The organism is Asanoa ishikariensis (genome assembly GCF_900107455.1).
Lineage (GTDB): Bacteria > Actinomycetota > Actinomycetes > Mycobacteriales > Micromonosporaceae > Asanoa > Asanoa ishikariensis.
Genome location: NZ_FNQB01000004.1, coordinates 459,976 through 485,119 on the forward strand (window position 1 = coordinate 459,976; position 25,144 = coordinate 485,119).

The window sequence follows — 25,144 nt, forward strand, 5'->3', positions numbered from 1 at the left end:
CGCACCCTCCACCCTCGACGGAGGCCCCTCATGCGACGTCGGCTCCTCGCCGTGCTCCTTGCTCTTGTCCTCCCGCTCACGGTTCCGCTGCCGGCCTTCGCCCACTCCTCCGGCCTGCCACGCGGGGTGTCGGTCAAGCGGGACGGCAACGGCATCGCGCACATCCGGGCCGGCAGCGAGCGTGACCTGCTGTTCGCCCAGGGTTGGGTGCACGCCTCGGACCGGCTGTTCCAGATGGACACCACGCGCCGGCAGGCCTCCGGCACGCTGGCCGAGCTGCTGGGCCAACCGGCACTGCCCGGTGACATCGAGGCGCGGACGATCGGGCTGCGGCGGGCGGCCGAGCGCAGCCTGCCCGCCTACTCGCCCGACCTGCGACGGTCCCTCGACGCGTACGCGGCGGGCGTCAACGCCTGGGTCGCGAGCCATCCCCTTCCGGCGCAGTACGCGGCCGTGCGGATCACCCGCTTCACGCCGTGGACGCCGGTCGACAGCATCGTCCTGCTCAAGGCGATCGCGTTCAACCTCTCGTTCGACCTGGACATCGAGCTGACCGTCGCCGCCGACGCGTACGCCCAGGCCGGTGCGCAGGCCGGTTTCGACGGCGCGGCGCTGTTCAGCGACGACCTGTTCCGCGCGGCCCCGTTCGACGCCGCCTCGACGGTCCCCGACGCGACCCGGCCGCGCACTTCGGATCTTTCCGACGTTGCGCTTCGGCTGGCCCGCGACTACCAGGACCGGGCCGAGCGGACACCGCTGCTGGCCGAGGCCGTCGACCGGACCTTCACCCTCGGCTCCAACGAGTGGGCCGTCTCCGGCCGGCACACCAAGTCGGGCCGGCCGATCATGGCGAACGACCCGCACCTCGGGCTGACCACGCCGGCGACGTTCTATCCGGTCGGGCTCCGGGGCGCCGGCCTCGACGTGCAGGGTGAGAGCTTCGCCGGTGCGCCGTACGTCATCCTCGGCCAGAACAAGCGGGTCGCCTGGGGTGCCACCACGAACCCGATGGACGTCACCGACACCTTCGTCGAGCGGCTGGTGCCGTTCGCCGGGTCGCCCAGCGGTCTGGCCACCGTCTACCGCGGCCAGCCGGAGCCGGTCCTCGCGATCCCGGAGACCTTCCGCGTCAACACCCTTGGTGAGCTGGTCACCGTGCCGCCGGGTGGCGCCGTGCCCGCTGCCACGCTGATCGTGCCGCGGCGCAACAACGGCCCGATCGTCTCCCTCGACCAGTCCACCGGCACCGCGCTGTCCGTCCAGTACACCGGCTTCTCGGCGACCCGCGAGATCGAGGCCGCCCGTGGGTTCAACTACGCCCGCGACATCCGGGACTTCCAACGGTCGCTGGACTTCTTCGACGTGGGCTCGCAGAACTGGTCGGTCACCGACGTCGGCGGCCACATCGCGTACTTCACCAGCGCCGAGATGCCGCTGCGCGAGGACCTGGAGGCGGGCGCGGTGCGGGGCCGGCCGCCGTACCTGTTGCGGGACGGCACGGGCGGCAACGAGTGGCTGCCGGCCACCCGGCTGTATCGGGGCCAGGCCCTGCCCTACGAGATCCTCCCGCCGGCCGAGATGCCCCAGGTGGTCGACCCGTCAGCCGGATTCTTCGTCAATGCCAACAACGATCCCGCCGGCACCACATTGGACAACAACCCGGTCAACGAGCGCCGTCCGACCGGGGGCATCTACTACCTCAACGTCGGCTACGACGGCGGCTTCCGGGCGGGGCGCATCACGGCCATGCTGCGCGCGGCGATCGCGAGCGGCCGCAAGCTGACGGTGCGCGACGTTCAGGACCAGCAGGCCGACGTCACGCTGCTCGACGCCCAGTTCTTCCGCCCGTACCTCGTATCCGCCCTGCGCCGGGCCGACCGCAGCTCCGTTCCGGAGCTCGCCGCCCTGGCCGCCGACCGTCGGGTGACCGAGGCGGTCGGGCGCCTGGCTCGCTGGGACTGCACGACGCCGACCGGCATCCCGCAGGGCTACGACGCCTCCGACGTCTCGGGCCACCGCCGCCCGCCCAAGTCTTCCGAGGTGGCCGACAGCGTGGCGGCGACCATCTACGCGGTCTGGCGTGGCCAGTACGTCAAGAACGTGATCGACGCGCGCCTGGCCCCCGCCGGCCTGCCGCAGCCCAGCGGCCCGGAGGCGCTCAAGGCCCTGCGAGTGCTGCTGGAGCGGTTCCCCGACCGGCAGGGGGTGGGCACGTCGGGCGTCGACTTCTACGCCGTTCCGGGTGTCGCGGACCCCGTGGACCGGCGCGACGTGCTGCTGCTGCGCAGCCTGTCCGACGCGCTCGACCTGCTGTCGGGCCCGTCGTTCGCGGCCGCCTTCGGCGGTTCGACGCGGCAGGACGACTACCGCTGGGGCCGGCTGCACCGGGTGACCTTCTCGGCGCCGCTCGGGGCGCCGTGGTCGATCCCGCCGGCCGGTGGCGCGTTCCCACCGCCGCTGTCGGACCTGCCGGGGGTGCCGGTCGACGGCGGCTTCGGCACGGTGGACGCGGCCAGCCACAACGTCCGCGCGGACTCGGCCTCGGAGTTCACCTTCGCCGGCGGCCCGGTCCGTCGAGCGGTAGCCCAGCCGGGCCGCAGCGGCATCGAGGCGGTCTCGTCCCTACCGGGCGGTACCAGCGAAACCCTGGGCAGCCGCTGGTACGCGAACCTCCTGCCGCAATGGCTGACCAACGAGACGTACCGGGTGGAGCTAGGCCGTTAGGTGGTTGGTGGGCGAGTAGCTGATCTTCCAATCAGCGCAGATGCCCAGGGTGCCGTCCTGGAGGCAGCGCACTCCGACGCTGATCCAGCGCACCTCGCCGTCCGTGTGCGGGGCGAAGCCGACACCGACGGCGAACGCCTCGCCCCGCAGGGACAGACGGTCGCGACCAGGTCAGCGTCGACGCCGAAGGTCTTGCCGCCGCACGGGCCGCAGGCTAGTTCGTCGACGCGGGCATGGTCCGGGGTCTTCGACCTGTGACGACAACGGGGCGGGGTGACCTCGTCGGCACCCCGCCCCGCTGTCTCCCTACCGGATCAGGTCGCGGGTGTTCCCTTCACCTTCAGGTCACGCAGCCGGCCGATGTTGTCGAACGAGCCGAAGCCCACCCGGCCCGAGCCGAACGTGGTGTCCTTCGCGGTCATCAGAGGGTCCTTGACACCGTCCACATAGACCGCGATCTCGCCGGTCGTCGGCAGGTGCTTGACCCGCACCGTGTGCCACTTGGCGTCGACGATCGCCGGGTTGGCGCCCAGCGAGCGGCCGTTCCACTGGTAGTCGATCCGCTCGCGGTCGGCGTTGTTGACTTTGAAGATGCCGTTGTGCGGGTAGATCGTGTTGTCGGTCGAGACGTGTGCGTAGTAGAACTCCGTGTCCGACCTGTAGCCGAACACGATGATCACGTCGCGGTTGGTGACCTCGACGGGGGTGTCGAGCCGGACCTCGGCGGTGACCTCCACGGCACCGAAGGAAGGCCCGGCGGTCAGCACCGCGTACTCGAAGGGCCGTCGCGGTCCGGGTCGTGCCTCACCGGCCTCCGCCAGGATGACCTGACCGTTGGTGAACTGCCACTTCGACGGGGTGACCGGCGCCCAGTTGGTCGGGCGCATGGTGTCCCGCACCTTGACCTCGCCGACGGAACCGCTGGCGAACTCCCGCGTACCCGTCACCTTCCAGATCTTGCCGTTGGCCTTCGCGAGGATGTAGAGCTCACCCTGCGCGTCCGTGCCGAACCGCAGGTCGACGCGGTTCGGGTCGCCGGGCGCCCCGGGTGCCGAGAGGTTCTGCATGCGCACCGACTCACCCGCGGCGTTGAACAAGGCGAGCCGGTGGATGGTCGCCGGCGTGTGGCCGCGGCGCATCTCGGACGCCTCGGTGTACATCACCCGGCCGTCGACCAGGTCGCCGAAGACGTACTTGCCGCGCAGCTTCGGCACGTCCTTGCCCCGGTAGACGAAGCCGCCGGCCACCGCGACCCCCACGTCCGCGGTGCAGTTCCAACCCGGTGCGGGGTCGTGGTCGTACGCGGCGACGGGGTAGACGTAGCCCGTGTCGTCCGCGGGCAGCGGGAAGATGCGGTCGCACGGGTTCGTGGCCGTCTTGTCGAAGACGAACGCGCCCTCGCGCTCGCTCCAGCCCATGTTGTCACCCGCGCGAACCTCGTAGATCGCCTCGATCGCGTGCTCGCCGATGTGGCCGAGATACAGCTTGCCGGTGCCACGGTCCCAACTGAACCGGTGCGGATCCCGGTAGCCGTACGAGAAGATCTCGCCGAGCTTGCCGGCCTGACCGACGAACGGGTTCGACGGCGGGATCCCGTACGCCCCGTTGGCCGCGTTGGTGCCCAGCGGGTCGATCCGCAGCAGCTTGCCGTGCGGGATGGCCAGGTTCTGCGGGTCGGTGTTGCGGGCGCCGAGGCCGCCGTCGCCGACCGCCAGGTAGAGGTTGCCGTAGTCGGCGTCCCCGCGCCGCGCGGTCGGGTTGAAGTTGATCTCCTGGATGCCGTGGACCTGCCCGCCGAACCCGATCCGCAGCACCTCGCGGCGGGAGCCGGCGAACGTGCCGGCCGACGGGTCGGTCGCCGTCCACTCGTTGATCACACCGTGGAAGAGCGTGCCGGTCTGCTGCCAGTCGGGCACCTCGGTTGTGGTCGAGGCCTGCTCCGTGTGGATCGTGTAGAACTTGCCGTTGCGCTTGAAGTTCGGGTGGAACGCGACGTAGCCGAAGCCCTGGCCGAGGCCGCGGCCGGAGAAGAACTGCGGCGCGAAGGTCGCGGCGACGTCGAGGTAGACGTGCGGCACCCCGTTCTCGACGAGGTAGAGCTTGCCGTTGAGGTCCGGCACGGCACGGCGGCCAGAGCCGTCGGGGAGTTCCATGATCGTGTTGATCCGGGCCTGCCGCATGAGCCGGCCGTCGGTGGGCGCCGGGGTCGGCTCGGTCTTGGGGAACGACGCGTACTCCTCGAGCACCAGGCCGAGACGGCTCTGCACCTGTGATTCGGGCACTGGGTCGTAGACGGCGTCGGCGGCCCGGGCGGGCGACGCGACGAGCAGAGACAGGGCTAGCGTGGCGGCGGTGAGGCAGGCGGTGGCGATGGGTCTACGCACGCGATCTCACTCCGTTCTCAGGGACGGGTCAACGCATGTGCCGGTACTGCTTCTCGACGTCGCGCGCCGAGACAACCGTGTCGAGGAACATCAGCGAGTCCATCCGGCAGTCGCACGGGTTCTGCTCGCGGGTGTCCTGCGGGAAGCTGCCGCCGATCTTGATGCCGCGCGGGTCCGACGCGGTGGTGACGTGCGGGCCGGGGCCGTTGACCAGCCAGGGGTCGTCGGTGCGGGTGTAGAACCCGTCGACCGGCTTGCCGTTGCGGTAGAGGGCGAGCGTGCCGTCGGCGAAGTTGAAGGTGGCGGCCAGGTGCACCCACTCGCCGCGCGGCAACAACTCCTGCCACGGCTGGTTGGCCGCGAACGTCTGCGAGTTGCCGCCGTCGATCCGCCGGCCCAGCGCCACGAGCCGCAGCTCGCCGTTGACGTCGATCAGCTCGAGCAGCGCACGCACGCCGTGGCCGTCGGAGTCGCCGGTCAGCAGACCGGCCAGCCCGATCGCGTTGAACCGGTCGTCGGGTGCGGCCGTGACGGAGTTGAGCGCGGGTGCGTCCATGTCCACTTTGAACCAACCCATCACGGTGGTACCCGCGACGGAGTTGAACGCCCGCAGGGTACGCACACCGGGCTGGGCGTAGATGCCGGCCTTCCAGTCGTCATTCCCGGTTGTCGCCGGGTCGACCTGTTTCGTCTGCAGCGCGTTGCCGGATCGTTTGAACGCGCGGTCGCGTACCCGCATCGCGGTGCCGCCGTTGACCAGGTCGATCTCGGTGCCGGAGCGGCCCTGGTCGCGCTCCAGGGCGGGATCGCCCTGCACCGGGTGGTCGAAGTCGTAGTAGGCGACGAGGTCGTCGCGCAGGGACGGGTAGACGTCGCGAGGCCCGTCGTTGCTGGCCGAGGCCGGGATCGCGGCACTGCCGGCGGTTAAGAGCGTCGTGGCGAGGGCGATGGCGAGGACGGCTTTCCGCACGGATGCCTCCTAGGGACGGGGTTCGGCGGGTCGGCCGCCGAGGTACAGCTCTCCGAGTTGGGGGTCGGCGATGAGCTCGGCCGCCGGCCCCGAGATGTGGACGCGCCCGAGGTCCAGGACGCAGCCGATGTCGGCGGTCTCCAGCGCCCGGCGGGCGTTCTGCTCGACGAGCAGCACGGCCGTACCGGCGTCGCGCATGCGGACGACCTGTTCGAAGACGGTGGTGGTGGCCTTGGGATCCAGGCCCATGCTCGGCTCGTCGAGCAGCACGACCTTGGGGTCGACCATCAGCGAGCGGGCGAACTCGACCTGCTTCTGCTGGCCGCCGGAGAGCAGCCCGGCGAGGCTGGTCCACCGGTCGGCGACCACCGGGAACAGGCTCTTGACGAAGTCGGTGCGGTCGGCGATGCGGGCCTTGTCCTTGAGGGTGTACGCGCCGAGCAGCACGTTCTCCGCGACGGTCATCTCAGGGAAGACGCTGTGCCCCTGGAGCACGTGGGCCACGCCGTTGGCGAGCATCCGTTGTGGACCCTGACCGGCCACGTCGACACCGCCGACCATTATCTTGCCGGCGCGGGGCGCGAGCAGGCCGCTGGCCACCTTGAGCACGGTCGACTTGCCGGCACCGTTGGGGCCGACGAGGCAGACGATCGTGCCCGCCGGGACTGCCACGCTCAGTCCACGTAGGACCGGCGCCGCGCGGCCGTAGCCCGCCTGGACGTCGACGAGCTCGAGCTCAGGCACCAAGATAGGCTCCCAACACGCGTTCGTCCGTGCGGATCAGCGATGGCGGACCCTCGGCGATCGGCCGGCCGCGGTCGAAGACCACGATGTGGTCGCTGATGCTCATCACCAGGTCCATGTTGTGCTCGACGATGACGAACGTGCGCCCCTCCGCGTTGAGGTCGCGGACCAGGCCGCCGATCCGGTCGAGGAGCGCCGGGTTGACGCCGCCGGCCGGCTCGTCGAGGAGCACGGTCTCGGGCTCGCTCATCAGCACGCCGGCCAGCTCCAGCAGCTTCTGCTGACCCCACGACAGGTTGCGCGCCTCTGTTTGCATCAGGTGCTCGATGCCGAGCTTGGTCAGCCAGCCCCGGGCGCGGTCGATCTCGGCACGGCCGCGGGCGCCGCGCAGCAGGTTGGCGCCGCGTGGGCGGGTGGCCGCGAGCACGTTGTCGAGCGCCGTCATCCGGGGGAAGACCCGGCAGAGCTGGAAGGTGCGGCCGAGCCCCGCGCGGGCGATCGCATGCGGGCTGCGGCGGGTGATGTCGGCCCCCGCGTAGCTGATCCGGCCGCTGTCAGGGCGGATCAACCCGGTGACGCAGTTGAAGAACGTCGTCTTGCCCGAGCCGTTGGGGCCGATGAGCGCGTTCACCTTGCCGTGCTGGAAGCTCACGGTCGTCTTGTCGAGCACCAGATTGCCGCCGAAGGCCTTGGTGAGCTCAAAGGTTTCGAGACTCAGCATGCTGCCGGTCACCTCCTGTCGCGGCGAGCTCGGCCGCGGTCACCTCTCGGATCGAGGTGTCCGTGGTGGGGGAGAGGCGCCGCAGCAGCGCGCCGAGCGCGGGCAGGACGCCGTCGGGCATGAAGAGCACGACCAGGGCGAGCAGCACGCCGGTGGCGACCAGGTGCAGCGGTGTGTTGCCGAACTCGACCTTGAAGTACTCCAGCGCCGACCCGACGATCAGTGCGCCGACCAGCGGGCCGAACAGGTTGCGCACGCCGCCGAGCAGGGCCATCAGCACCATGTAGGAACCGGTGAGGATCGAGAACTGGAAGATGGGATCGAGGTCGCCGAACCAGAGCGCGTATAGGCCGCCGGCCAGCCCGGTGAAGAACGCCGAGACGACGAACACCACCAGCTTGTACGCGAAGGTCGGCGTACCCAGTGTCTCGGCCTTGTCCTCGTCTTCCCGGATCGCCTTGAGGCCGAGCCCGAACCGCGAGCGGTCGATCAGCCACCAGACCAGTGCTGCCAGCGCTAGCAGCGCGAGGAACAGGTAGAAGAAGACGCGGTGGTGCTCGGGGCGGAGCATGCCGGGGAACGGGCGCGGCACGTTGAGCCCGCGCGACCCGCCGGTGAACGACGCCCAGCTCTGGAAGACCAGCAGCGTGACCAGCACCAGCGCGATCGACACGATCACGAACGAGGCGCCGCGCACGCGCAGGGCGGCGTACCCGATGGGGATCGCGACGACCGCGACCAGCACCGCGCCCACGCCCAGGGCCACGAAGCTCGGCAGGCCGCCCTTGGTGATGAGCAGGCCGGTGCCGTAGGCGCCGAGGCCGGCGAGGGCGCCGTGGCCTAGCGAGATGTAGCCGGTGAAGCCGCCCACGAAGTTCCACGAGGTGGACAGGACCGCGTAGTTCAGGACGACGATCCCGACCGAGAGGATGTACGGGTTGGGCGCGAGCTCCGGGAACGCCAGCGCGACGGCGGCGAAGGCTGTTAGGGCGACGGTTGCTGCGATTTTTGTCGAGCGCTCAGAAACGCTGGGCAAGGCGACCTCCGAAGAATCCCTGCGGCCGGACCGCCAGCGTGAGGAACAGCGCGAGGTAGAAGACCGTCTGCGCCCAGGTCGTGCCGAGCTCGATCTGGAGCAGGCTCTGCGCGAGGCCCAGCACCATCGCGGCCGCCGCGGCGCCCGGCACGCTGCCCAGGCCGCCGACCACGATGATGGCCATCAGCGGGCCGATCCAGTGCCAGTGCAGGGACGGGTAGATGGTGGTGTCCAACGACAGCGCGGTGCCGCCGATCGCGGCGGTCGCGAGGCCCAGCCCGAAGCCGAAGCCGGCCACCCGATCGGTGTCGATGCCGACCAGCTTCGCGGCGTCCCGGTGCTGGATCGTCGCGCGTAGTGCCCAGCCGAAAGTGGTCTTCTTCATGACCAGGTAGAGCGCGGCGAGGGCCACACCGGCCAGGCCGAACGCGATCAGCTTGACCACGGCGATGCGCGCGCCGAACAGTTCGAGGCTGGCCGACCCGTACCCGAGCTGGATCCGTCGTTGTGTCCCGCTGAACACGTAGCCCAGCAACCCTTCGATCACCACCGCGATCGCGAAGGTCAGCAGCACCGACATCATCGTGAGCGTGACGGGCCGCAGCCGGGCCAGCAGCAGGCGTTGCAGCAGCACCCCGCAGCCGAAGAACAGCGGGACGGTCACCAGCATCGACAGCAGCGGGTCGATGCCCAGCTCGGTGTGTGACCACCAGGCGAGGTAGGCGGCCAGGATGAGGAACGCCGAGTGGGCGATCATCACCACCCGCATGATTCCGAAGTAGAGCGTCAGCCCCGCCGCCAGGAGGGCGTAGAGCCCTCCCAGCAGCAGGCCGAGGATGACGCTCTGGAAGAGCAGGGCGCCGGACGGCATGGTCAGCTCACCAGGCCGGCTTCGGGTAGACCAGGTCGGTTTCCTTGGCGTCGGCCGGCAGCACGATCTGGATCTCGCCGCCCACCCACTGCTGGATCATGTGCGCGCCCTGCGGCTTGCCGGTCTCGTCCCAGGACAGTGGACCGACGACCGTCTCGACCTTGTTGGCGCGTACCCAGTCGATCAGTTTCTTCTGGCAGTCGCCCTGTTCGGCGCAGCCGGCGGCGGTGATGGCGGCGGCGACGACCTGACCTGTCGTGTACGCGTTGGCCTCGTCCTCCTCGGGCGGCGAGCCGAACTGGGCCGTGTATTTCTCGACGAACTCCTTGTTGCTGGGGTAGGGCGCCTGCTGCGTGTAGCCGGTCGGCGACAGGATGCCCTCGGTCTTGTTGCCGATCGCGGCCGCGAACTCGGGGCTCGTCGGTGCCGTCGAGAAGGCGGCGAGCTTCGGCTGGTAGTTGAGCTGCTGGAGGGCGACGATCAGGTTGACGCCGTCCTGGTACTGCGAGCCGCCGACCAGCATGTCCGCCTTCGACGTGGCGATCTTCGCGGCGATGCTGCTGAAGTCGGTGGTGTTGGGCGGGTAGACCTCGTCGACCACGGTCTTGACGCCGCCGGCCTCGAGCTTTTCCTTGAGGCCGTAGGCGGTGCCCTGCGCGAACGGGTCGTCCATGGCGGCGTAGGCCACGCTCGTCGGCTTCTGTCCTGCGGGGAGTGCCAGCAGGTATTCGGCGAGGTGGTTGTAGTGGTCGTTGGCCACCGCGGGGGCGGCGTAGAACAGGTTCTTGAAGCCCTGCTCGAAGACTTCCTTGGCGGCGCCGGCCGGCTCGACGAAGAGCATGCCGTATTCCTGCGCCACCCGGGCGGCCGGCACCACGAGCCGGGTCGAGAACGGCCCGACCACGATGTCGACCTGGTCGCTGCCGATGAGCTGCTCGTAGTCGGCCACGACCCGGTCGGCGTTGGACTGGTCGTCGAGGATCTTCAGTTCTACTTGGCGGCCGAGCAGGCCACCGTTGTCGTTGGTGATCTTGGCCCAGGCTTCGTAGCCGCGCTGGACGCCCTTGCCGGGCTCCGAGAAGTCGCCGGTGAGCGGCAACGAGATCCCAACGACGATCGGCCCGTCGTTGGTTGTTTCTTCTGGTTCGTCTCCACCGCAGGCGCCGAGCACGAGAGCGAGGGTCGCGCCGACCGCGGTGGCCCATGTGGCTTTTCTGATCGTCATCTCCGGGCGCTCCTTCGAGCCGGTGACGGAAGCGCTTGCGAAAGCGCTTTCGTAGCCTAAGCTGTGGCATGCGGGGCTGGCAATAGAAAGATTTCGCTAGATCGATGTCAGCGCGGGAGTCGCGTATGCCCAAGCCTGGATCACGGTTGCGCCTCGTGGATGTCGCCGAGGCCGCGGGCGTCTCGCTGGCCACCGCCTCGCGGTCACTGACTGGTCGCGACGGGGTGAGCGAGGAGGTCGCCTCGCGGGTGCGTCAGGTCGCGGCGTCGCTCGGCTATGTGGTGAACCCTTATGCGCGCACGCTGGCGGGGGGCGCCAGCTCGTCCGTGGGACTCGTCGTGCACCAGGTGGACGACCCGTACTTCTCCGAGATCGCGGGCGGGGTCATCCAGGTCGCCGGGGAGCGGGGGTTGATGGTCCAGATCTGCCACTCGGGGCGGGATCCGGACTACGAGCTACGGCAGATCCGGCACCTGATCGCGCAGCGAGTGGGGGTCATCATCATCGCGGGGTCTGGGTATGACGACCCGCGCACGGAGGCTTCGACGAAGGCGGAGCTGACTGCTTTTCAGAGTCTTGGTGGTCGGGTCGCGGTGATCGGCCGGCATGCGTTGGGTGTCGACGCGGTGCTGCCTGATAACGAGGCCGGGGGTTTCGCTCTTGGTGCTCACCTGCTGTCGCTTGGCCACCGGCGTCTGGCTGTAGCGGCGGGCACCGGTGCTCTGACAACGGTCACGGACCGGATGGCGGGGGTGCTGCGTTCTTTGCGGTCGCTTGGGCTCGACCCGTCGTCGCTCCCGGTCGTGCACACGGACTTCACGCGCGAGGGCGGCTGCCGAGCGACAGAACAGATCCTGCGGGACCACCCCGAAACGACGGCGATCATCGCCCTGAACGACGCGATGGCGATGGGGGTGCTGTCGGTCCTCCGCGGCCTGAAGATCTCGGTGCCGAAGAAGATGTCAGTGGTCGGCTTCGACGACGTGTCGGTGGCGGCCGACCTGGCACCGTCACTGACGACCGTCCGGCTCCCGATGACCGACATGGGGCGAATGGCGCTGGAGCTGGCTCTGAAACCGCCGTCAACGCGGGCGCGTCGCCGCTCGACGGGCCACACCCTGGTGGTCCGCGACTCAACCGGCCCGCCCAGGCGCTAAGTGTGGACCTCTACGATCCCGGCTCGCGGAGCGCCACCTCTGGCCGGCCGGGGTCGGACAAGTCTGGGTCTTGAGCCACGAACACCTGCTCCAGCGCTTTCCAACCAGCGCTGCTGATCACGTCGGCCTCACCGGACGTGATCGGCACCAACCACGTCAAGACGACTGGCACCGAGTCGTCGACATGGACGACGGCGAACCCTTCGGGCAGATACAACGGGCTGATCGCGACCATCGCAGTCATCTGACTGTCTGGAAACAGCGGGCCACGCGGGCCGATAACCTGCGCGTGTCGCAAGGCGGATCGGCGGCGCACCATCTCGCCAGCCACCTGGAACAACAGCCCCGCAGCGTCACGTCGTTTCCGATCCAGGGGACCCTGGCTGGATCGATCCCACGGTCGCGGTGACAATCGCGGAGTGCGCGACATGATCGAGGAACCGGCGGTGCTGCCCACGCCACGCGAGGTGGTTCTGGCGGCTGGCGACTGGATCGCCAGCCAGCTTCAGCAGGACGGGTTCGTCTGGTTGCCGAGCCGGTTGACGCTGCAACGCTCAGTCGGTTCGGTGCGCCATCAGATCCATGTGCAGCCGGACACGTACAACCGACGCGGCGGCCCGATCGCCGTCCAGGCCATGCTCAACGTCCGGGACACGGCGCTGCGGCGGTGGCGCAAGGCGAACCCACAGCTCGTGTTCGACCCCGACAACGACTACGTCTGCGGCCACTTCCTGGGCTATGCCACCGGTCGGGCCAACGGATACCTGTACGGCGACTTCCGCGACGGCGAAATCGATCTGAGCAGCCCCGGCGAACGGGAACGACACCTGGACGCGTTTGTCGCCACCGTTCGCCAGTCGGTGCTGCCATGGTTCGCCGAGGCCAGCGACCCGGACCTGATCGTCGAATCGCGCGCGGCCGATATGACGAGCTCTCCTGCGTGCATCGTCGATTGGCTGGCCAGTAGAGGGCGCATCGATCTTGTGCCGGTCTACGTTGCCCGCTATGTCGAACGCCATCCCGAGTGGGACGAGGGAGTGCGGCGAGGTGTTGCCCTGGCGGCCGACGGGCAGCGCCCGGAATACTCCACCAACTGGGCCGATGTGTTGGGCTGGACCAGCGCCAAGGTTACCGAGAGCCACCCAGCTGGGCCTGCGACGGGCCGCTAGCTACTGGTGCGTCGGACGGCGCGGCCCCGCACACCGTCGGCGTAGCCATCGAGGAAGCTCGTGGCGCCTCGCGAACATGCCGACGTCGCACGCGGCGTGATATGCGTAACCACGGATCTGAGAGCGACCCACTGGTGTTCGGTCGCTCAGCGCGCAACGCAACCGCCTCACCAGGTCAGCGTCGATCGACCTGTGCAGGCGGGCGTAGTGGCCCAGCGACTGCAACGCGTTGGCTCTGGTCTGGGCGTTGGGCGACACCAAGGCGCGCTTGATCCGCGGAAGCGCGACCTCAGGATCGGGACGGTGGAGCACCAACGTCAGCAACGCGACGCCCGCGTAGGGGTCGTTTCGGTCGACAGCCTCGTCGACCTCCTCCGGACGATCGAGCACGCCGATCCAACTGCCCATGAACCAAGGCTGATCGATCGTCACGTCGCAGAGCATGTCATTGGCTGGAACACGGTCGCGGAGCCGCCGGTCTCGCCGGTGCCGAGCCCACGAGAGAAGCCGGCCCAGATCAGCTTCCAGGCCGGCGCCGCGGGGTCGGCCCCCGCGGACTCGAGGACATCGGCGGCGATGTCGGTCACCTGTGAAGCCCGAGGTTCAGAGGTACGTTGTGAACCCAGTCTCCTGTGCCCGGACGGTCCTCGTCGCGTGCGTCCGCGATGCGCGCGATGGCGGCGTCGAACGCCCGCCATTCCTCATCGCTCATCTCGCCGAGCTCATGCGCGATGTCCTCGAGCGTTGATCACCAAGTGCTCGTGCGAGTAGAGCTGGAGAAGGGTCTCGAAGCTCGCCACGGCCGACAGCAGAGCCCCGACGACACGGTCGATGTCATTCACGACTGCGACCGGAGCTGGACCAAGCCCACATACGGGCCGCCCAGCGAGCTGACCCAGGCCGAGTCCGTGAAGGAAGAGCTGACGATCACCGGCCGAGCCTCCACGATCGACCGCTCCTTGACATGTGACCATTCGGTCACCTATTTTCGAAGGCGTGACAGACGGCGACCTGGTTTTCAAGGCGCTGGCCGATCCGACCCGGCGCTTCCTGCTCGACCTCCTCTTCGCGCGTGACGGCCGCACGCTCACCGAGTTGGAGTCCGAGCTGGAGATGACGCGGTTCGGGGTGATGAAGCATCTGCGCGTGCTCGAGGACGCGGATCTTGTCGTCACCCGCCGGTCAGGTCGGGAGAAGCTGCACTTCCTCAACCCTGTGCCGATCCGGCTGATCCACGACCGCTGGATCGACAAATACACCGAACGCCAGGCTTCCGCCCTGGTGGAGTTGAAAGCTGAGCTGGAGACGACTGATGAGTGATGTCGAGACGACCGTGCAGGTCCACCGGGTCTACATCAAGGCGACGCCGGACGCGATCTGGGACGCGATCACCAAGCCGGAGTGGACTGCCCGATATGGACACCGCGGGCTCAACGAGTACGACCTGCGCCCCGGCGGCGCGTTCGTAGGGCGCGCCAACGAGGGCATGAAAGCTATGGGCGCGCCCGAGGTGGCCGTCGACGGCGAGGTCGTCGAGGTCGACCCGCCGCGCAAGCTGGTGCAGACCTTCCGCATCCTGATGGACCCGTCGATCGCGGCCGAGGGGTTCACACGGCTCACCTACGAGATCGCCGAGGGTGTGAACGGCGTTTGCACGCTGACCGTCGTTCACGACGTGAGCGGTGCGCCCGGCATGGCGGCATTGATGCGCGGCGACCTCGAAGCGATGGGTGCGGGCGGTGGCTGGCCGTGGGCGCTCAGTGGCCTCAAGACGCTGCTGGAGACCGGCAAGGAGATGGAGTCGTGACCGCCACCCTGGCTGCGCCGGCCACCCAGTCGACGGGCCGGTTGCTCGCCGCCGGCGCCGTGGCCGGGCCGCTGTTCGTCGCCGTTGTGCTCGCCCAGGCGTACACCCGCGACGGTTTTGACCTGGCCCAGCACCCGTTGAGCTCCCTGGCGCTCGGCGACGGCGGCTGGCTACAGATCCTCAACTTCGTCGTCTGCGGTGCGCTGACCATCGTGGCCGCGGTCGGCCTGCGCAGAGCCCTGCTACCGGGTCGGGCGAGCACCTGGGGTCCCCGACTCGTCCGCCTGGGCGGCGTGGCGTTGATCGTGGCCGGCATCTTCCAGGCCGACCCGGTCAACGGCTATCCGGTCGGTACGCCGGACGCCGTGACCGTCCACGGCATCATCCACTCGATGGCCCCAGCCGTCGGCGGCATCGCGGGCCTGGTCGCCTACGTCGTCTTCGCCCGGCGGTTCAGCGCCGACCGCGAACGCGGCTGGCTCGCCTGGACCATCGCGGCCCCGATCGCCATCCTCGCCACGGACGCGATCGCCTTCTCCACCACCGATTTCCGCGCGATGCTGGTCGGCCAACTGATCGGCGCGGTCTGGACCACGTCGCTCTGCCTGAAGCTCCGCGGCTAGGGGCTACAGCGGCAGCAGGTCGCGGACGAGTCGGTGTCTTACCTGCCATTGGTCATCGTCGCCCGATGGCCAGGGAAAACCGCCTTCGCTGAAGACCCAGTTCAGGTACGAGACGAACGGCATGGTCGTCTCCCAGCTGAACAGGCCGTCGACGCACCGGTCCGGAAGGACGAAGCCGTACGGGTCGCCTCCGCTGACGTTGGCTTTGTGGAAGCGGTCGGGTGCGGCAGGCAGCACGAACAGGCCGTTGTCGGGGTCGTCGTCGTTCTGCCGTTCGTTCCAGTCGGCCCACTCGTCCTCGAGGTAGTCGCGAGGGGTCGCCTCGACCTCGATCACGAGCGGGTCGGCGCTCGCCGAACCGGCCCACGCCGGGTGTGTGCCCACCAGCCAGACGTCCCCGACGATGCGTACCCAGGAGGACAGAGTCATGGGGACGGCGCCGAACTGCTGCCCCAACCAATCGACATGGGCCGCCGCGTTCGCGGTCGGCGGGATGTGCGGTCGCACGGGCGTCTGCTCGTCGTCGTTGGTGTGGAAGCGGTAGCCATCACCGGACAGCCGCTCGACGATCGCCTCGACGTTCTGGCGGGCGCGGCGCGCCATCTCGTCACAGACGAGCTGCGCCTCGTGCGCTTGTTCGGGCTCCAGAGTCGCGCCGCCGAGCTGACGCAGCTCCTGCCAGACCTGCTCGCGTTGCCCCTGCTCGTAACGGCCGAGCCAGCTCTTTGGTGATCCCACGCCGCGATCTTGCCAGAATCTTGCCGTCAGCCCGCTTGTGAAGACCCGGCCCAGATGTTGAGTTCCGACTCGGTGGCGTAGCGGTCGATCTCCGCGAGTTCCTCCGCCGTGAAGCTGAGGTTGTCCAGCGCCGCCAGGCTGTCGTCGAGTTGCGCGACGCTGCTGGCGCCGATCAGCGTCGAGGTCATCCGCGGGTCGCGCAGGGTCCAGGCGAGCGCCATCTGCGCCAACGACTGCCCGCGCCCGGCGGCGATGTCGCGCAGCGCCCGGATCTTCCCGAGGTTCTCGTCGGTCAGCCAGGCGGCGTCGAAGGAGCCGGGCCGGGCGGCGCGCGAGTCGGCGGGGACACCGTTGAGGTAGCGGTCGGTCAGCAGGCCCTGCGCCAGCGGCGAGAAGCCGATGCAGCCGACCCCTTCCTGGCCGAGCACGTCGAGCAGCCCGTCTTCGACCCAGCGGTTCAGCATCGAGTACGAGGGCTGGTGGATCAGCAACGGCGTACCCAGGTCGCGCAGGATCTGGACGGCTTGCGTCGTCATCGCCGGCGAGTAGGACGAGATGCCGACGTAGAGCGCCTTGCCCTGGCGCACCGCGGAGTCGAGCGCGCCGAGCGTCTCCTCGAGCGGCGTCTCCGGGTCGAAGCGGTGGGAGTAGAAGATGTCGACGTAGTCCAGGCCCATCCGCGACAGGCTCTGGTCGAGGCTGGCCAACAGATATTTACGCGAGCCCCAGTTGCCGTACGGCCCGGCCCACATGTCGTAGCCGGCCTTCGTGGAGACAACGAGCTCGTCCCGGTACGGACGCAGGTCCTGCTCCATCAGGATGCCAAAGGCTTCCTCGGCGGAGCCGTACGGCGGGCCGTAGTTGTTGGCCAGGTCGAAGTGCGTGACGCCGCGGTCGAAGGCCCGGCGCGCGATGGCCCGCTGGGTCTCCAACGGCCGCTCTCCGCCGAAGTTCTGCCACAGCCCGAGCGAGATCGCGGGCAGCTTCAGCCCACTGCGCCCGGTGCGGCGGTAGCTCATCGAGTCGTAACGGTCGTCAGCGGCGGCGTAGCTCATGGCTACAGCTTTACATGGCCTTCGTGAGGTAGCTCTGCACGGTGTCGTCGGCCACAGCCTGGTAGAGGGCCTTGGCCTTGGTCTTGTCCGAAAGAACGACGCTCTGTCCGTCTCGCGTGGCGGTGCCGGCGTTGGGGCTGCCCATGAAGGTCAGGTCGGCGCTGCGCAACCCGCGGAGCTCGACTGCCGTGTCGACGAGGTCGAAATCCTGGTCCACGGTCAGGGATTTGGTCGCGGCCTGGAGGAAACTGTTGAGCTTGACGGGATTCGCGAGGGTGCCGGCGCTGGCGGCCTTGTCCAGCAGGGCCTGCAGGAACTCCCGCTGGTGGCGCTCGCGGCTGAAGTCACCGTCGGCGAACTGGTAGCGCTGCCGCACGTAGTCCAGCGCCTCGGCCCCGGTCAGGTGCTGAGTGCCTTTCTTGAACGTCCGGTACGGCGCGTGGATCGACTTGATCGTCTTCTCGATCTTCAGGTCGACGCCACCAAGCGCGTTGACCACCTGGGCGAAGCCGCCGAAGTCGATCAGCGCCACGTGGTCGATGTGCACGCCGGTGAACCCTTCGACGGTCTGGACGATCAACGGCGTGCCACCCCACGCGTACGCTGCGTTGATCTTCGCCATCGTGTTGCCGTTGTTGCCGTCCGGCGAGGTCGGCACGAACACCCAGGTGTCGCGGGGGATCGAGATGACCTCGGCCTTCTTGTGGTCGGCGTCGACGTGCAAGATCATGATCGTGTCGGTACGGGAGTCGGCGGTCTTGTCCGGGTCGCGGGAGTCGCTGCCAAGTAGCAGCACGTTGAGCGCGCCCTGGACCACCTGGGTCGGCCGGCTTTCCTCAGGCACGTCTTTGAAGGCGTCAGTGCGCGCAAGGTGGTTGTTGAGTGACCGTCCGTAGGCCCAACCGGCCACGACGCCACCGACGCCCAGCAGCACCACGACTGCCAGGGCCCCGATCAAAATCCGTTTCGTCCTGCGACGCACTATCCCAAGCCCATCCGTCCCGCCGGCGACCACGCTGATCCCCGAACGTGAGCGACGTTATATGTCGTTCCTGTGTGCTTTCTTGGAGGTCTGTGTTGATCTTTCCCGGCTAGGGCGTGTCCTGCCGATCAACGTGAGCCGAGCCGGCCGAGCACGTTGAGCCGTGCCGCCCGGATCGACGGCAGGATCGCCGCCACGACGCCCACCATGCCCAGGTGGAGGACGATCGTCGACCACGGCAGCGTCACCGCCAGGTGGCTCGGGATTGCCGGGATACCGGTGTTGCATCTCGGTGATCCAGGCATGCCGCCAGGCGGCGGCTAGGCCCGTCACAGGCCGCGTTGATCGGCAGGACACGCCCTAGAGCGAGGGCTGCAGGTCGCTGAACCGCCGGGGAAGCAGCGCGGCCTTCTGCTCGGGAAACACGTCACCGCCGTAGCGGAAGATGCGGGCGCAGTTTTGACCGCGCGTCTCGGTCGTCAGCGCGCGCCGCGCGAGCGCCGAGTACATGGTGCTGTGCTTCACCCAGGCGGCCTCTTCGCCGTGCCGGTCGAAGCCCCGCCCGCTCCCCGCGTGCCCGAAGGCATCGTGGACCGCGCGGAACATGTCGTTCTGCCCGTCGCTGAGGTACGGGTGGGAGTTGCCGCCGGCGGCGCTGGCCCACACGTTCAGCCGGTGGGCCCGCAGGTCGTCGACCATGGACTCGACATCCGTGTACGGATCCTCGTCGACGACCCGCACGGCCACTCCCAGGCCGCCGAACTCGGTGCGGCCGATCAGGAAGTCGTACTGTTTCAGGGTTTCACGACAGAACGCGGCGTACGCGGAATAGGCGCGCTCCTCGCGGCTCGGCGCGGCCAGGTACGCGTCCGCGATGGCCGCGCCGACGCCCGGATCGAGCCGCACGCGGGCGTATACCTCGGGCGCGACTTCAGTCTTCGGGCCGAACTGGATCGAACCGCTACGCAGATACTCGACCGGTGGGAAGGGCGGTGACGGCGTGGGTACGAACAACGGAGTTCATGGTCCTCCTCAGGCAGTGCGAACTGGGGAAACGTTGGCATCGGGTCGACGGCGGCTAACCGGCCGGTGTCCGGGTTCAGCGGGCCGCCGAGCGCTCCCTGGTGCTGGAGATCGACGGCCGTTCCTCGGCCGCCTGCTGTTCGCGGCGCAACTGCTCGCGGCGCAACTGCTCGCCGAACAGCCGGATCTCGGACGCCCGACGGTCCTGATAGAACTTCGCGATCTTGCCGATGGTCGTGCTGTGCCCCCGACGCGGCATTGGACCCCTCCGTGGCAGTACGTAACGAGGAACGTGAACAACGTAGCGACTGTGAACACTATCCACAAGCTGTTTACCGATGGTAGCGTTCACGTGTGACAAACGAGCCGACAGCGACCATGGGCGAGGCCACGCTGACCGCCAGCGGCATCGCGCGACTTGCCAACGTCGGCAGGGCCGCGGTGAGCAACTGGCGCCGCAGATACGCCGACTTCCCGGAACCCGTCGGCGGCACCCCGGCGAGCCCGTCCTTCGACGCGCGGGAGGTGGAGCGGTGGCTGAGCCGCCACAACCGGCTGCACGAGGTCGGCACCGACCAGTCGGCGTGGCGCCACATCGGGAGCTATCAGCCGGCGGCGGAGGTCAGCGACCTGCTCGCCCTCTGCGGCGCGCGCCTGCTCACCCTGGCCAACGGCGCCACGGCCGGCACCGTGCCGGCACCGCGCGAGCTCGTCACCCAACTCGACGCACTCGACCCGGGCCTGGCGCGGCTCGTCGCCGGTGTCGTGCCGAAGCGCTGGACGCCACAACAGAGCATCGCGCTGTCCACGATCGACCAGCTCGCCGCTGAGCAGGACCCGGAGACGGCCTTCGAATACCTGCACCGCCAGTTCGTGTCCTCGGCCCATTCGCTGTCGGGCCTGGCCGGCACCCCGGACACCGTCGCCGAGGCGATGCTGACGATCGCGGGCTCCGGTCCGGTCACGTTCGACTTCACCGCCGGCACCGGATCGCTCCTGCGGATGGCCGCCGACCGCGCGCTGGCCGGCGGCTCGTCCACCCGGTGCTACGGCCAGGAGATCAGGTCGGAGTACGCACTGGTCGCTCTGCTGCGGCTGTGGTTCGTACACCTGCGGGCCCGACGCACGGGGTTTGCGGCGGAGCCGCCGGTCCTGCATGTCGGTGACAGCCTGCTCGCCGACGCGACGCCGGGATTGGCGGCCGACATCGTCGTGGCGAACTTCCCGTTCGGCCTGCACGACTGGGGGAATGAACGGCTCCCCTACGATCCACGGTGGACGTACGGCCTGCCGCCCCGCACCGAACCCGAGCTCGCGTGGGTGCAGCACGCGTTGGCCCATCTCGCGACCGACGGCACTGCGGTCGTCCTCATGCCGCCCGCTGCCGCGTCGCGGCCCGCCGGCCGCCGGATTCGCGCGGAGCTGATTCGTAGGGGAGCGCTGCGGTCGGTCATCGCGCTGCCGCTCGGGCTGATGCCGCCCACCAACGTCGGCCTGCACATCTGGGTGCTGACCCAGCCCTCGAAGCGGGTCGGCGAGCTGCTGATGGTCGACGCCACGGTCACCCCGCCGGGCCGGACCCTCGCCGACGTCGTGGGGACCATTTGGCGTTCCTATCTGTCGTCCGCGTACACAGAAGAGCCTGGCCTCCATCGCGCGGTGGCCGCGATCGACGTGCTCGACGACCAGGTCGACCTGACACCGCAGCGCCATCTGCCGCAGGCCGACGAGCTCGCCGCTGATCCGGCGCAGGTCGTCACCCGGATCAAGGCATTCGACCGGCTCATGGGGCAGGTGCGCAGCAGCCTGCCCGCCGTGACGGCGACGCCGACAGGGTCGTTGCGTTCGGCTCCCCAGGCGGAGATCAGCGACCTGCTCCGGTCCGGCAGCGTTTCTGTGCATCGCGCGGTCTCCCGCAGCCGATCCAGCGAGTCCGACACGACCGTGGTGGTGCTGACCCCTGGCGACGTGGTGGCGGGTGGGCCGGCAACCGGCTCGGTGACGCGAGCGGCGAGCGACGGTGGGGGTCCGCAGGTACGCACCGACGACATCCTCATCCCGGTAGTCGGCCACTCGATCACCGCGCGCGTGGCAGCCGCGGATCACGTCGGGGCGGAGCTAGGACCCGGCGTCCAGTTGATGCGGGTGGACACGACCCTCTTCGACCCGTGGTTCGTCGCCGGCGTCATCTCCCGGACGGACAACGCCCGCGTCGCCGGCCGAACCCTGAGCACGGTCAGCGGCACCTTCCGCATCGACATCAGGCGCCTGGCCATTCCTGTCCTGCCCTTGGAGCAGCAGCGGCGATACGGGCTGGCCTTCCGGCGGGTCGCCGAGTTCCGTGCACAACTCGACCTGGCGGCGGCGGCCGGCGCGGCGTTGGCTCGCGACATCGGCGACGGGCTCACGGCGGGTGCTCTGGAGCTCTTGCCTGAAGGCGATCCCGAAGCTCGGGTCCGACTTTGACGAGGCTCGGGTAGTCGCCACGCTACGTCGGGGTGCCTCCGGCCTCAGGTCAGGGGACCGCGACGACATCGAGGCCTCCTTGCACCCGTCGACCGCCGCCGACCTGGACCTGGTGGCGGCCGCCGGGTCCGGTTTTTCGACAACCCCGGCGTCGTACGCGGCCCAACGGGCGGTGATCCGCCGCAGTCCGTCGACCAATGGCGGCGCCGCGGCGCTGTCCGGTGTCCTGGGTGATCGTGGCCGTGGTCTCCCTCGCGCTCACGTCAACCGCTTGCCAGTCGGTGTCGCCGGTGCTGGCGCCTCGTCGTGCACCGCCGCGATCGCCGCCTACCGGCCCGACCCGTCGCCGGCGTCGAGGTGTCCGAAGCACGGCGCGCACGCTGGCGGGGCCGCCTTTGGCGTCCACTCCAGCTCTAGACCTGGTCGCATTGCGGTGCCTTTCCAAGGGCGTCCCGGCGCGGGCGCTTCAGCCGTCGAGGTCGCGGAGAAATGCGCTGATCCCATGTCGTTCGCTGCGTCCCAGGGCCGTGAAGATCTCCAGTGACTCGGTCGCCGCCGCCCGTGCGGCCTTGATGTCCCCGGCCGCCCGTTGAGCTCGGGCCAGGTGATGCAGCACCGACGCGACGCCGACCGGAGCGCTCTGCGCACGTGCGATCTCGAGTGTCGCTGTGAACAGCTCCAGCGCCGCCGGCACGTCTCCGCCGGCCAGCGCCACCTCGCCGGCAAGGTCGAGTGCGTCCTTGCGGGCCAGGGTGAAAGGCGCCCGCTTGGCCAGCGCCAGCGCCTGCTCGGAGTGCGGACGGGCCGCTCCCAGGTCGCCGGCCCGCAGACTGACCCGGCCCAGTGCGATCTCGACCATGACCAGCCCCAGCGGCTCGTCCACCTCGCGGAGGATCTGTACCGCTTCCTGATAGCGCATCATCATCTGCTCGTACCGCCCGCTCCGGCGCAACGACTGCGCCAGGGAGATCAGCACGTTGGCCTCGCCGGCCCGGTCGCCGGCTGTGCGCATTACCGCCAGTGCACGGGCGTAAGCGGCCCGCGCGGCAGGCGGGTCGTCCATCTCCAGCAGCAGGTTGCCGAGCGCCAACTGCGCCCACCCGAGCTGAACAGGCGCCGGATCGGCGTCGAGCCGCACGACCGCCCAGCCGACAGCGGCCAGCGCCGGCCGCCACCTTCCCATCACCCGATAGGCCATGCTCAGGTAGGTCGCCGCCGTCGCCGCGCGCAACGAGTCGCCCCGAACCGCGTACGCCCGCCGGGCCGAACGCAGCGGTCCGCGCGCCGCCAACGGCCGCCCGCTGCGCTGCCACACCATGCCCAGCCCTAGCCGCAGCGCGGCGGAGCCCTCCGCATCGGGCCCGGCCGCGAGCACCCGACCCGCAGCGTCAGTCCACTCCGGACCGTACGCGTGCGTCAACGCGACGTTGGTCGTCGCACACACCAGCCGCCACGCCAGCTCGACCCAGCCACGGGCGACGCAGTCGAGTGCCGCGGACAGCACCAGGGCCTGATCGACCCGCGACGCTGGTGGCCCGGCCGGAGCAGGCTCCGCCGGATACGGGCGCGAACCCAGATCGGCCCGCAATGCCTCACCCAGCAACGCCTCGTAACCATGGCGCAGTGCGGCCACATCAAGGTCGTCGCAGTCCTCGCGGGCGTACAGCCGCACCAGGTCGTGCATCTGGTACCGGAGCTCCTGTCCGCTGTCCCACGTGGACACCAGCGACGCGGCCGACAGTCGCTCCAACCGCCGCTCCGCCTCCGGCAGCCCGACGTCCAGCAAGGCAGCCGCGAGCCGAGCGCCGGCCGACGGCACCGGAAGCAGCGCGAGCCGTCGCAACAACAGGGCCGCCGACGCGTCGACCAGCCGGAGGCTCTCCGCGAACACGGCCCGGACGTCCCGGTCGCCCACGGTCAGCTCGTCCAGCCGCGACCGTTCGTCGTCGAGCCGGGCCGCCATCCGTTCCAGCGAGGTGCCTGGTTGGCGGGCCAGCCGGACCCCGACGATGCGCAGCGCGAGCGGCAGGCCACCGCAGAGTTCGAGGAGTCGGCGGGCCGCGTCGGGCTCGTCGGACGTACGCGGCTGGCCTGAGACGTTGTCCAGCAGAGCCGCCGCGTCCCTCGGGTCCAGCACGCCCAGCTCCACGGCGGTGACCCCGTCGAGCCCGGCCAGCGTCGACCGTGACGTCACGATTGTCCGGCAGCCAGGGGCACCCGGCAGCAGCGGCCGCACCTGCGCCTCGCCGGCCGCGTTGTCCAGGACCAGAAGCGGGCCTCGTTCGGCCATTGTGGACCGGTACAGGCCCGCCCGGGCGTCCCGGTCCGAGGGGACCGACGGGCCGGGCAGCCCCAAGGAGCGCAGGATCGAGCCCATCACCTGGTACGCCTCGGGCGGTGAAGGCTCGGTGCCGTGCAGGTCGACGAAGACCGCCTCGGTGTCGAGTTGGTGGGCCAGGCGGACCGCGAGCGTCGTCTTGCCGGCGCCGCCCATCCCGGAGACGCAGACCGTCACGGGCCGCGCGGCGGCGCCGTCGAGCAGCGCGCTGACCCGGTCCAGCTCGGACGCCCGCCCGGTGAAGTAGGAGATGTCGGCCGGGAGCTGCCGCACCCGCGGCGCCGGTCGGGCCGGTGATCCGCCGAACCACGAGCGGACCAGAGCGACGCCCGCGACGGTGTCGCCGAGGAGCAGGTGCCGTTCGATCGCCCGTAGCTCCGCGCCGGGGTCGAGGCCCAGTTCGTCGGCGAGTACGCGCTGTGCCCGGCGGTACGCGGCCAGCGCTTCGGCCTGTCTGCCCTCCAGGGCGAGTCCGAGCACGTGCAGCACCCAGAACCGTTCGCGCAGGGGCTCGGCCAGCACCAGGTCGGCGGTCTGTTCGGTGATCGGACGGCCGGCGAGCAGGTCGACGGCGAGGTGCCGTTGCAGCGCCTCCATCCGTTCGGCGTCGAGCAGGCCGCCCGCCGACCGGATCCGTTCGCCGGCCGCGTCCTGGCACGCCCGCCCGCGCCACAGCCGCAACGCCGCGGCGTAACCTCCGCTCGCGCCGGACCAGTCCGCGGTCGCCGCCCGTTGTGCGGCCCCCGCTGTCAGGGATCGGAAGGCGCCCAGGTCGACCTCGACGGCGTCCGCGGCCAGCCGGTAGCCGGCCGGGTGGGTGGCCAGGAGCATCTGTGGGTCGACCCCCGCCGGCGCGAAGGCCCGCCGGATCCGGTGCACGGCGATCTGTAGCTGGTTGACCGCGGTACGCGGCGGCGCTCCACCCCACACCATGTCGACCAGGTCCTCGACCTGCACCAGCACGCCGGACCGGAGGGCGAGGGCGGCCAGCACCGTCCGCGCCGGGGCGCTGGCCAGGGCCGCCACCACACCGTCCGCCACGATCTCGACGGCACCCAGGATGCGAACTTCGACAGCGGGCACAGCCGCACGCTACCGCCGGGGAGTCCGA

22 protein-coding genes are annotated in these 25,144 nt (G+C 69.7%); 7 read left to right on the plus strand and 15 right to left on the minus strand.

Going from position 1 to position 25,144, the window contains the following annotated elements:
- Positions 1 to 30 precede the first annotated feature (30 nt).
- On the plus strand, positions 31 to 2,724 hold the full coding sequence (locus tag BLV39_RS34740; protein ID WP_090801686.1) for a penicillin acylase family protein: 2,694 nt from the start codon (positions 31 to 33) through the stop codon (positions 2,722 to 2,724).
- 314 nt (positions 2,725 to 3,038) lie between these two features.
- On the opposite strand, the gene BLV39_RS34745 is transcribed toward BLV39_RS34740, so the two are convergent.
- Genes BLV39_RS34745 through BLV39_RS34775 form a run of 7 tightly spaced genes read right to left on the minus strand, consistent with a single transcriptional unit; the run spans position 3,039 to position 10,675 of the window.
- On the minus strand, positions 3,039 to 5,108 hold the full coding sequence (locus BLV39_RS34745; RefSeq protein ID WP_090801687.1) for a PQQ-dependent sugar dehydrogenase: 2,070 nt from the start codon (positions 5,106 to 5,108) through the stop codon (positions 3,039 to 3,041).
- 28 nt (positions 5,109 to 5,136) lie between these two features.
- Entirely contained in the window at positions 5,137 to 6,078 is a 942-nt protein-coding gene (locus BLV39_RS34750) for a LamG-like jellyroll fold domain-containing protein (protein WP_090801691.1), read from the minus strand.
- Positions 6,079 to 6,087: 9 nt separating this feature from the next.
- The gene (locus tag BLV39_RS34755) at positions 6,088 to 6,822 is read right to left on the minus strand and encodes an ABC transporter ATP-binding protein (RefSeq protein ID WP_239083530.1); all 735 of its coding nucleotides are present in this window, start codon (positions 6,820 to 6,822) and stop codon (positions 6,088 to 6,090) included.
- Entirely contained in the window at positions 6,815 to 7,543 is a 729-nt protein-coding gene (locus tag BLV39_RS34760; RefSeq protein ID WP_090802834.1) for an ABC transporter ATP-binding protein, read from the minus strand. Before BLV39_RS34760 ends, BLV39_RS34755 begins: the two co-directional genes overlap by 8 nt.
- A complete protein-coding gene (locus BLV39_RS34765) occupies positions 7,521 to 8,579 on the minus strand; it encodes a branched-chain amino acid ABC transporter permease (protein WP_239083529.1) in 1,059 nt (352 codons plus the stop codon). Before BLV39_RS34765 ends, BLV39_RS34760 begins: the two co-directional genes overlap by 23 nt.
- Positions 8,563 to 9,450, minus strand: a complete 888-nt coding sequence (locus BLV39_RS34770) for a branched-chain amino acid ABC transporter permease (RefSeq protein WP_090801698.1) — start codon at positions 9,448 to 9,450, stop codon at positions 8,563 to 8,565. Before BLV39_RS34770 ends, BLV39_RS34765 begins: the two co-directional genes overlap by 17 nt.
- 7 nt (positions 9,451 to 9,457) lie before the next feature.
- On the minus strand, positions 9,458 to 10,675 hold the full coding sequence (locus BLV39_RS34775) for an amino acid ABC transporter substrate-binding protein (protein WP_090801701.1): 1,218 nt from the start codon (positions 10,673 to 10,675) through the stop codon (positions 9,458 to 9,460).
- A gap of 155 nt (positions 10,676 to 10,830) precedes the next feature.
- Here BLV39_RS34775 and BLV39_RS34780 point away from each other — a divergent pair, with 155 nt between their 5' ends.
- Positions 10,831 to 11,832: a LacI family DNA-binding transcriptional regulator gene (locus tag BLV39_RS34780; protein ID WP_239083528.1), complete on the plus strand. Its 1,002-nt coding sequence runs from the start codon at positions 10,831 to 10,833 to the stop codon at positions 11,830 to 11,832.
- Positions 11,833 to 11,842: 10 nt separating this feature from the next.
- Here the strand turns inward: BLV39_RS34780 and BLV39_RS34785 are convergent, their stop codons facing one another.
- A complete protein-coding gene (locus BLV39_RS34785; protein ID WP_176985235.1) occupies positions 11,843 to 12,172 on the minus strand; it encodes a suppressor of fused domain protein in 330 nt (109 codons plus the stop codon).
- A gap of 79 nt (positions 12,173 to 12,251) precedes the next feature.
- Between BLV39_RS34785 and BLV39_RS34790 the strand changes: the two genes are divergently transcribed.
- Positions 12,252 to 13,001, plus strand: a complete 750-nt coding sequence (locus BLV39_RS34790) for a hypothetical protein (RefSeq protein WP_090801709.1) — start codon at positions 12,252 to 12,254, stop codon at positions 12,999 to 13,001.
- 428 nt (positions 13,002 to 13,429) lie between these two features.
- Here BLV39_RS34790 and BLV39_RS43320 read toward each other — a convergent pair whose 3' ends face one another.
- Positions 13,430 to 13,588 carry a hypothetical protein gene (locus BLV39_RS43320; RefSeq protein ID WP_176985236.1) on the minus strand — a complete coding sequence of 53 codons (159 nt, stop codon included), beginning with the start codon at positions 13,586 to 13,588 and terminating at the stop codon, positions 13,430 to 13,432.
- 379 nt (positions 13,589 to 13,967) lie between these two features.
- On the opposite strand from BLV39_RS43320, the gene BLV39_RS34800 reads away from it, so the two are divergent.
- Genes BLV39_RS34800 through BLV39_RS34810 form a run of 3 tightly spaced genes read left to right on the plus strand, consistent with a single transcriptional unit; the run spans position 13,968 to position 15,431 of the window.
- Positions 13,968 to 14,321, plus strand: coding sequence for an ArsR/SmtB family transcription factor (locus BLV39_RS34800; protein ID WP_239083527.1), 354 nt, complete (start codon positions 13,968 to 13,970; stop codon positions 14,319 to 14,321).
- A complete protein-coding gene (locus tag BLV39_RS34805) occupies positions 14,314 to 14,808 on the plus strand; it encodes an SRPBCC family protein (protein ID WP_090801716.1) in 495 nt (164 codons plus the stop codon). Before BLV39_RS34800 ends, BLV39_RS34805 begins: the two co-directional genes overlap by 8 nt.
- Positions 14,805 to 15,431, plus strand: a complete 627-nt coding sequence (locus BLV39_RS34810) for a DUF998 domain-containing protein (protein WP_204082693.1) — start codon at positions 14,805 to 14,807, stop codon at positions 15,429 to 15,431. Before BLV39_RS34805 ends, BLV39_RS34810 begins: the two co-directional genes overlap by 4 nt.
- A 3-nt stretch (positions 15,432 to 15,434) precedes the next feature.
- Here the strand turns inward: BLV39_RS34810 and BLV39_RS34815 are convergent, their stop codons facing one another.
- The 5 genes from BLV39_RS34815 to BLV39_RS34835 all read right to left on the minus strand — a co-directional run bounded on the left by BLV39_RS34815 (position 15,435) and on the right by BLV39_RS34835 (position 19,488).
- Positions 15,435 to 16,169 carry a hypothetical protein gene (locus BLV39_RS34815; RefSeq protein WP_090801719.1) on the minus strand — a complete coding sequence of 245 codons (735 nt, stop codon included), beginning with the start codon at positions 16,167 to 16,169 and terminating at the stop codon, positions 15,435 to 15,437.
- A 26-nt stretch (positions 16,170 to 16,195) separates the two neighbouring features.
- A complete protein-coding gene (gene mgrA / locus BLV39_RS34820; protein WP_090801722.1) occupies positions 16,196 to 17,224 on the minus strand; it encodes an L-glyceraldehyde 3-phosphate reductase in 1,029 nt (342 codons plus the stop codon).
- Positions 17,225 to 17,234: 10 nt separating this feature from the next.
- On the minus strand, positions 17,235 to 18,182 hold the full coding sequence (locus BLV39_RS34825) for an LCP family protein (protein ID WP_239083526.1): 948 nt from the start codon (positions 18,180 to 18,182) through the stop codon (positions 17,235 to 17,237).
- 384 nt (positions 18,183 to 18,566) lie between these two features.
- Complete coding sequence (locus BLV39_RS34830) at positions 18,567 to 19,112, minus strand: hypothetical protein (RefSeq protein ID WP_090802847.1); 546 nt, start codon at positions 19,110 to 19,112, stop codon at positions 18,567 to 18,569.
- A gap of 193 nt (positions 19,113 to 19,305) precedes the next feature.
- Positions 19,306 to 19,488 carry a hypothetical protein gene (locus BLV39_RS34835; protein WP_090801725.1) on the minus strand — a complete coding sequence of 61 codons (183 nt, stop codon included), beginning with the start codon at positions 19,486 to 19,488 and terminating at the stop codon, positions 19,306 to 19,308.
- Positions 19,489 to 19,583: 95 nt separating this feature from the next.
- Between BLV39_RS34835 and BLV39_RS34840 the strand changes: the two genes are divergently transcribed.
- Positions 19,584 to 21,695 carry an N-6 DNA methylase gene (locus tag BLV39_RS34840; RefSeq protein ID WP_239083525.1) on the plus strand — a complete coding sequence of 704 codons (2,112 nt, stop codon included), beginning with the start codon at positions 19,584 to 19,586 and terminating at the stop codon, positions 21,693 to 21,695.
- Between the two features lie 466 nt (positions 21,696 to 22,161).
- On the opposite strand, the gene BLV39_RS34845 is transcribed toward BLV39_RS34840, so the two are convergent.
- Positions 22,162 to 25,116 carry an AfsR/SARP family transcriptional regulator gene (locus BLV39_RS34845; RefSeq protein ID WP_090801731.1) on the minus strand — a complete coding sequence of 985 codons (2,955 nt, stop codon included), beginning with the start codon at positions 25,114 to 25,116 and terminating at the stop codon, positions 22,162 to 22,164.
- Between the last annotated feature and the right edge of the window lie 28 nt (positions 25,117 to 25,144).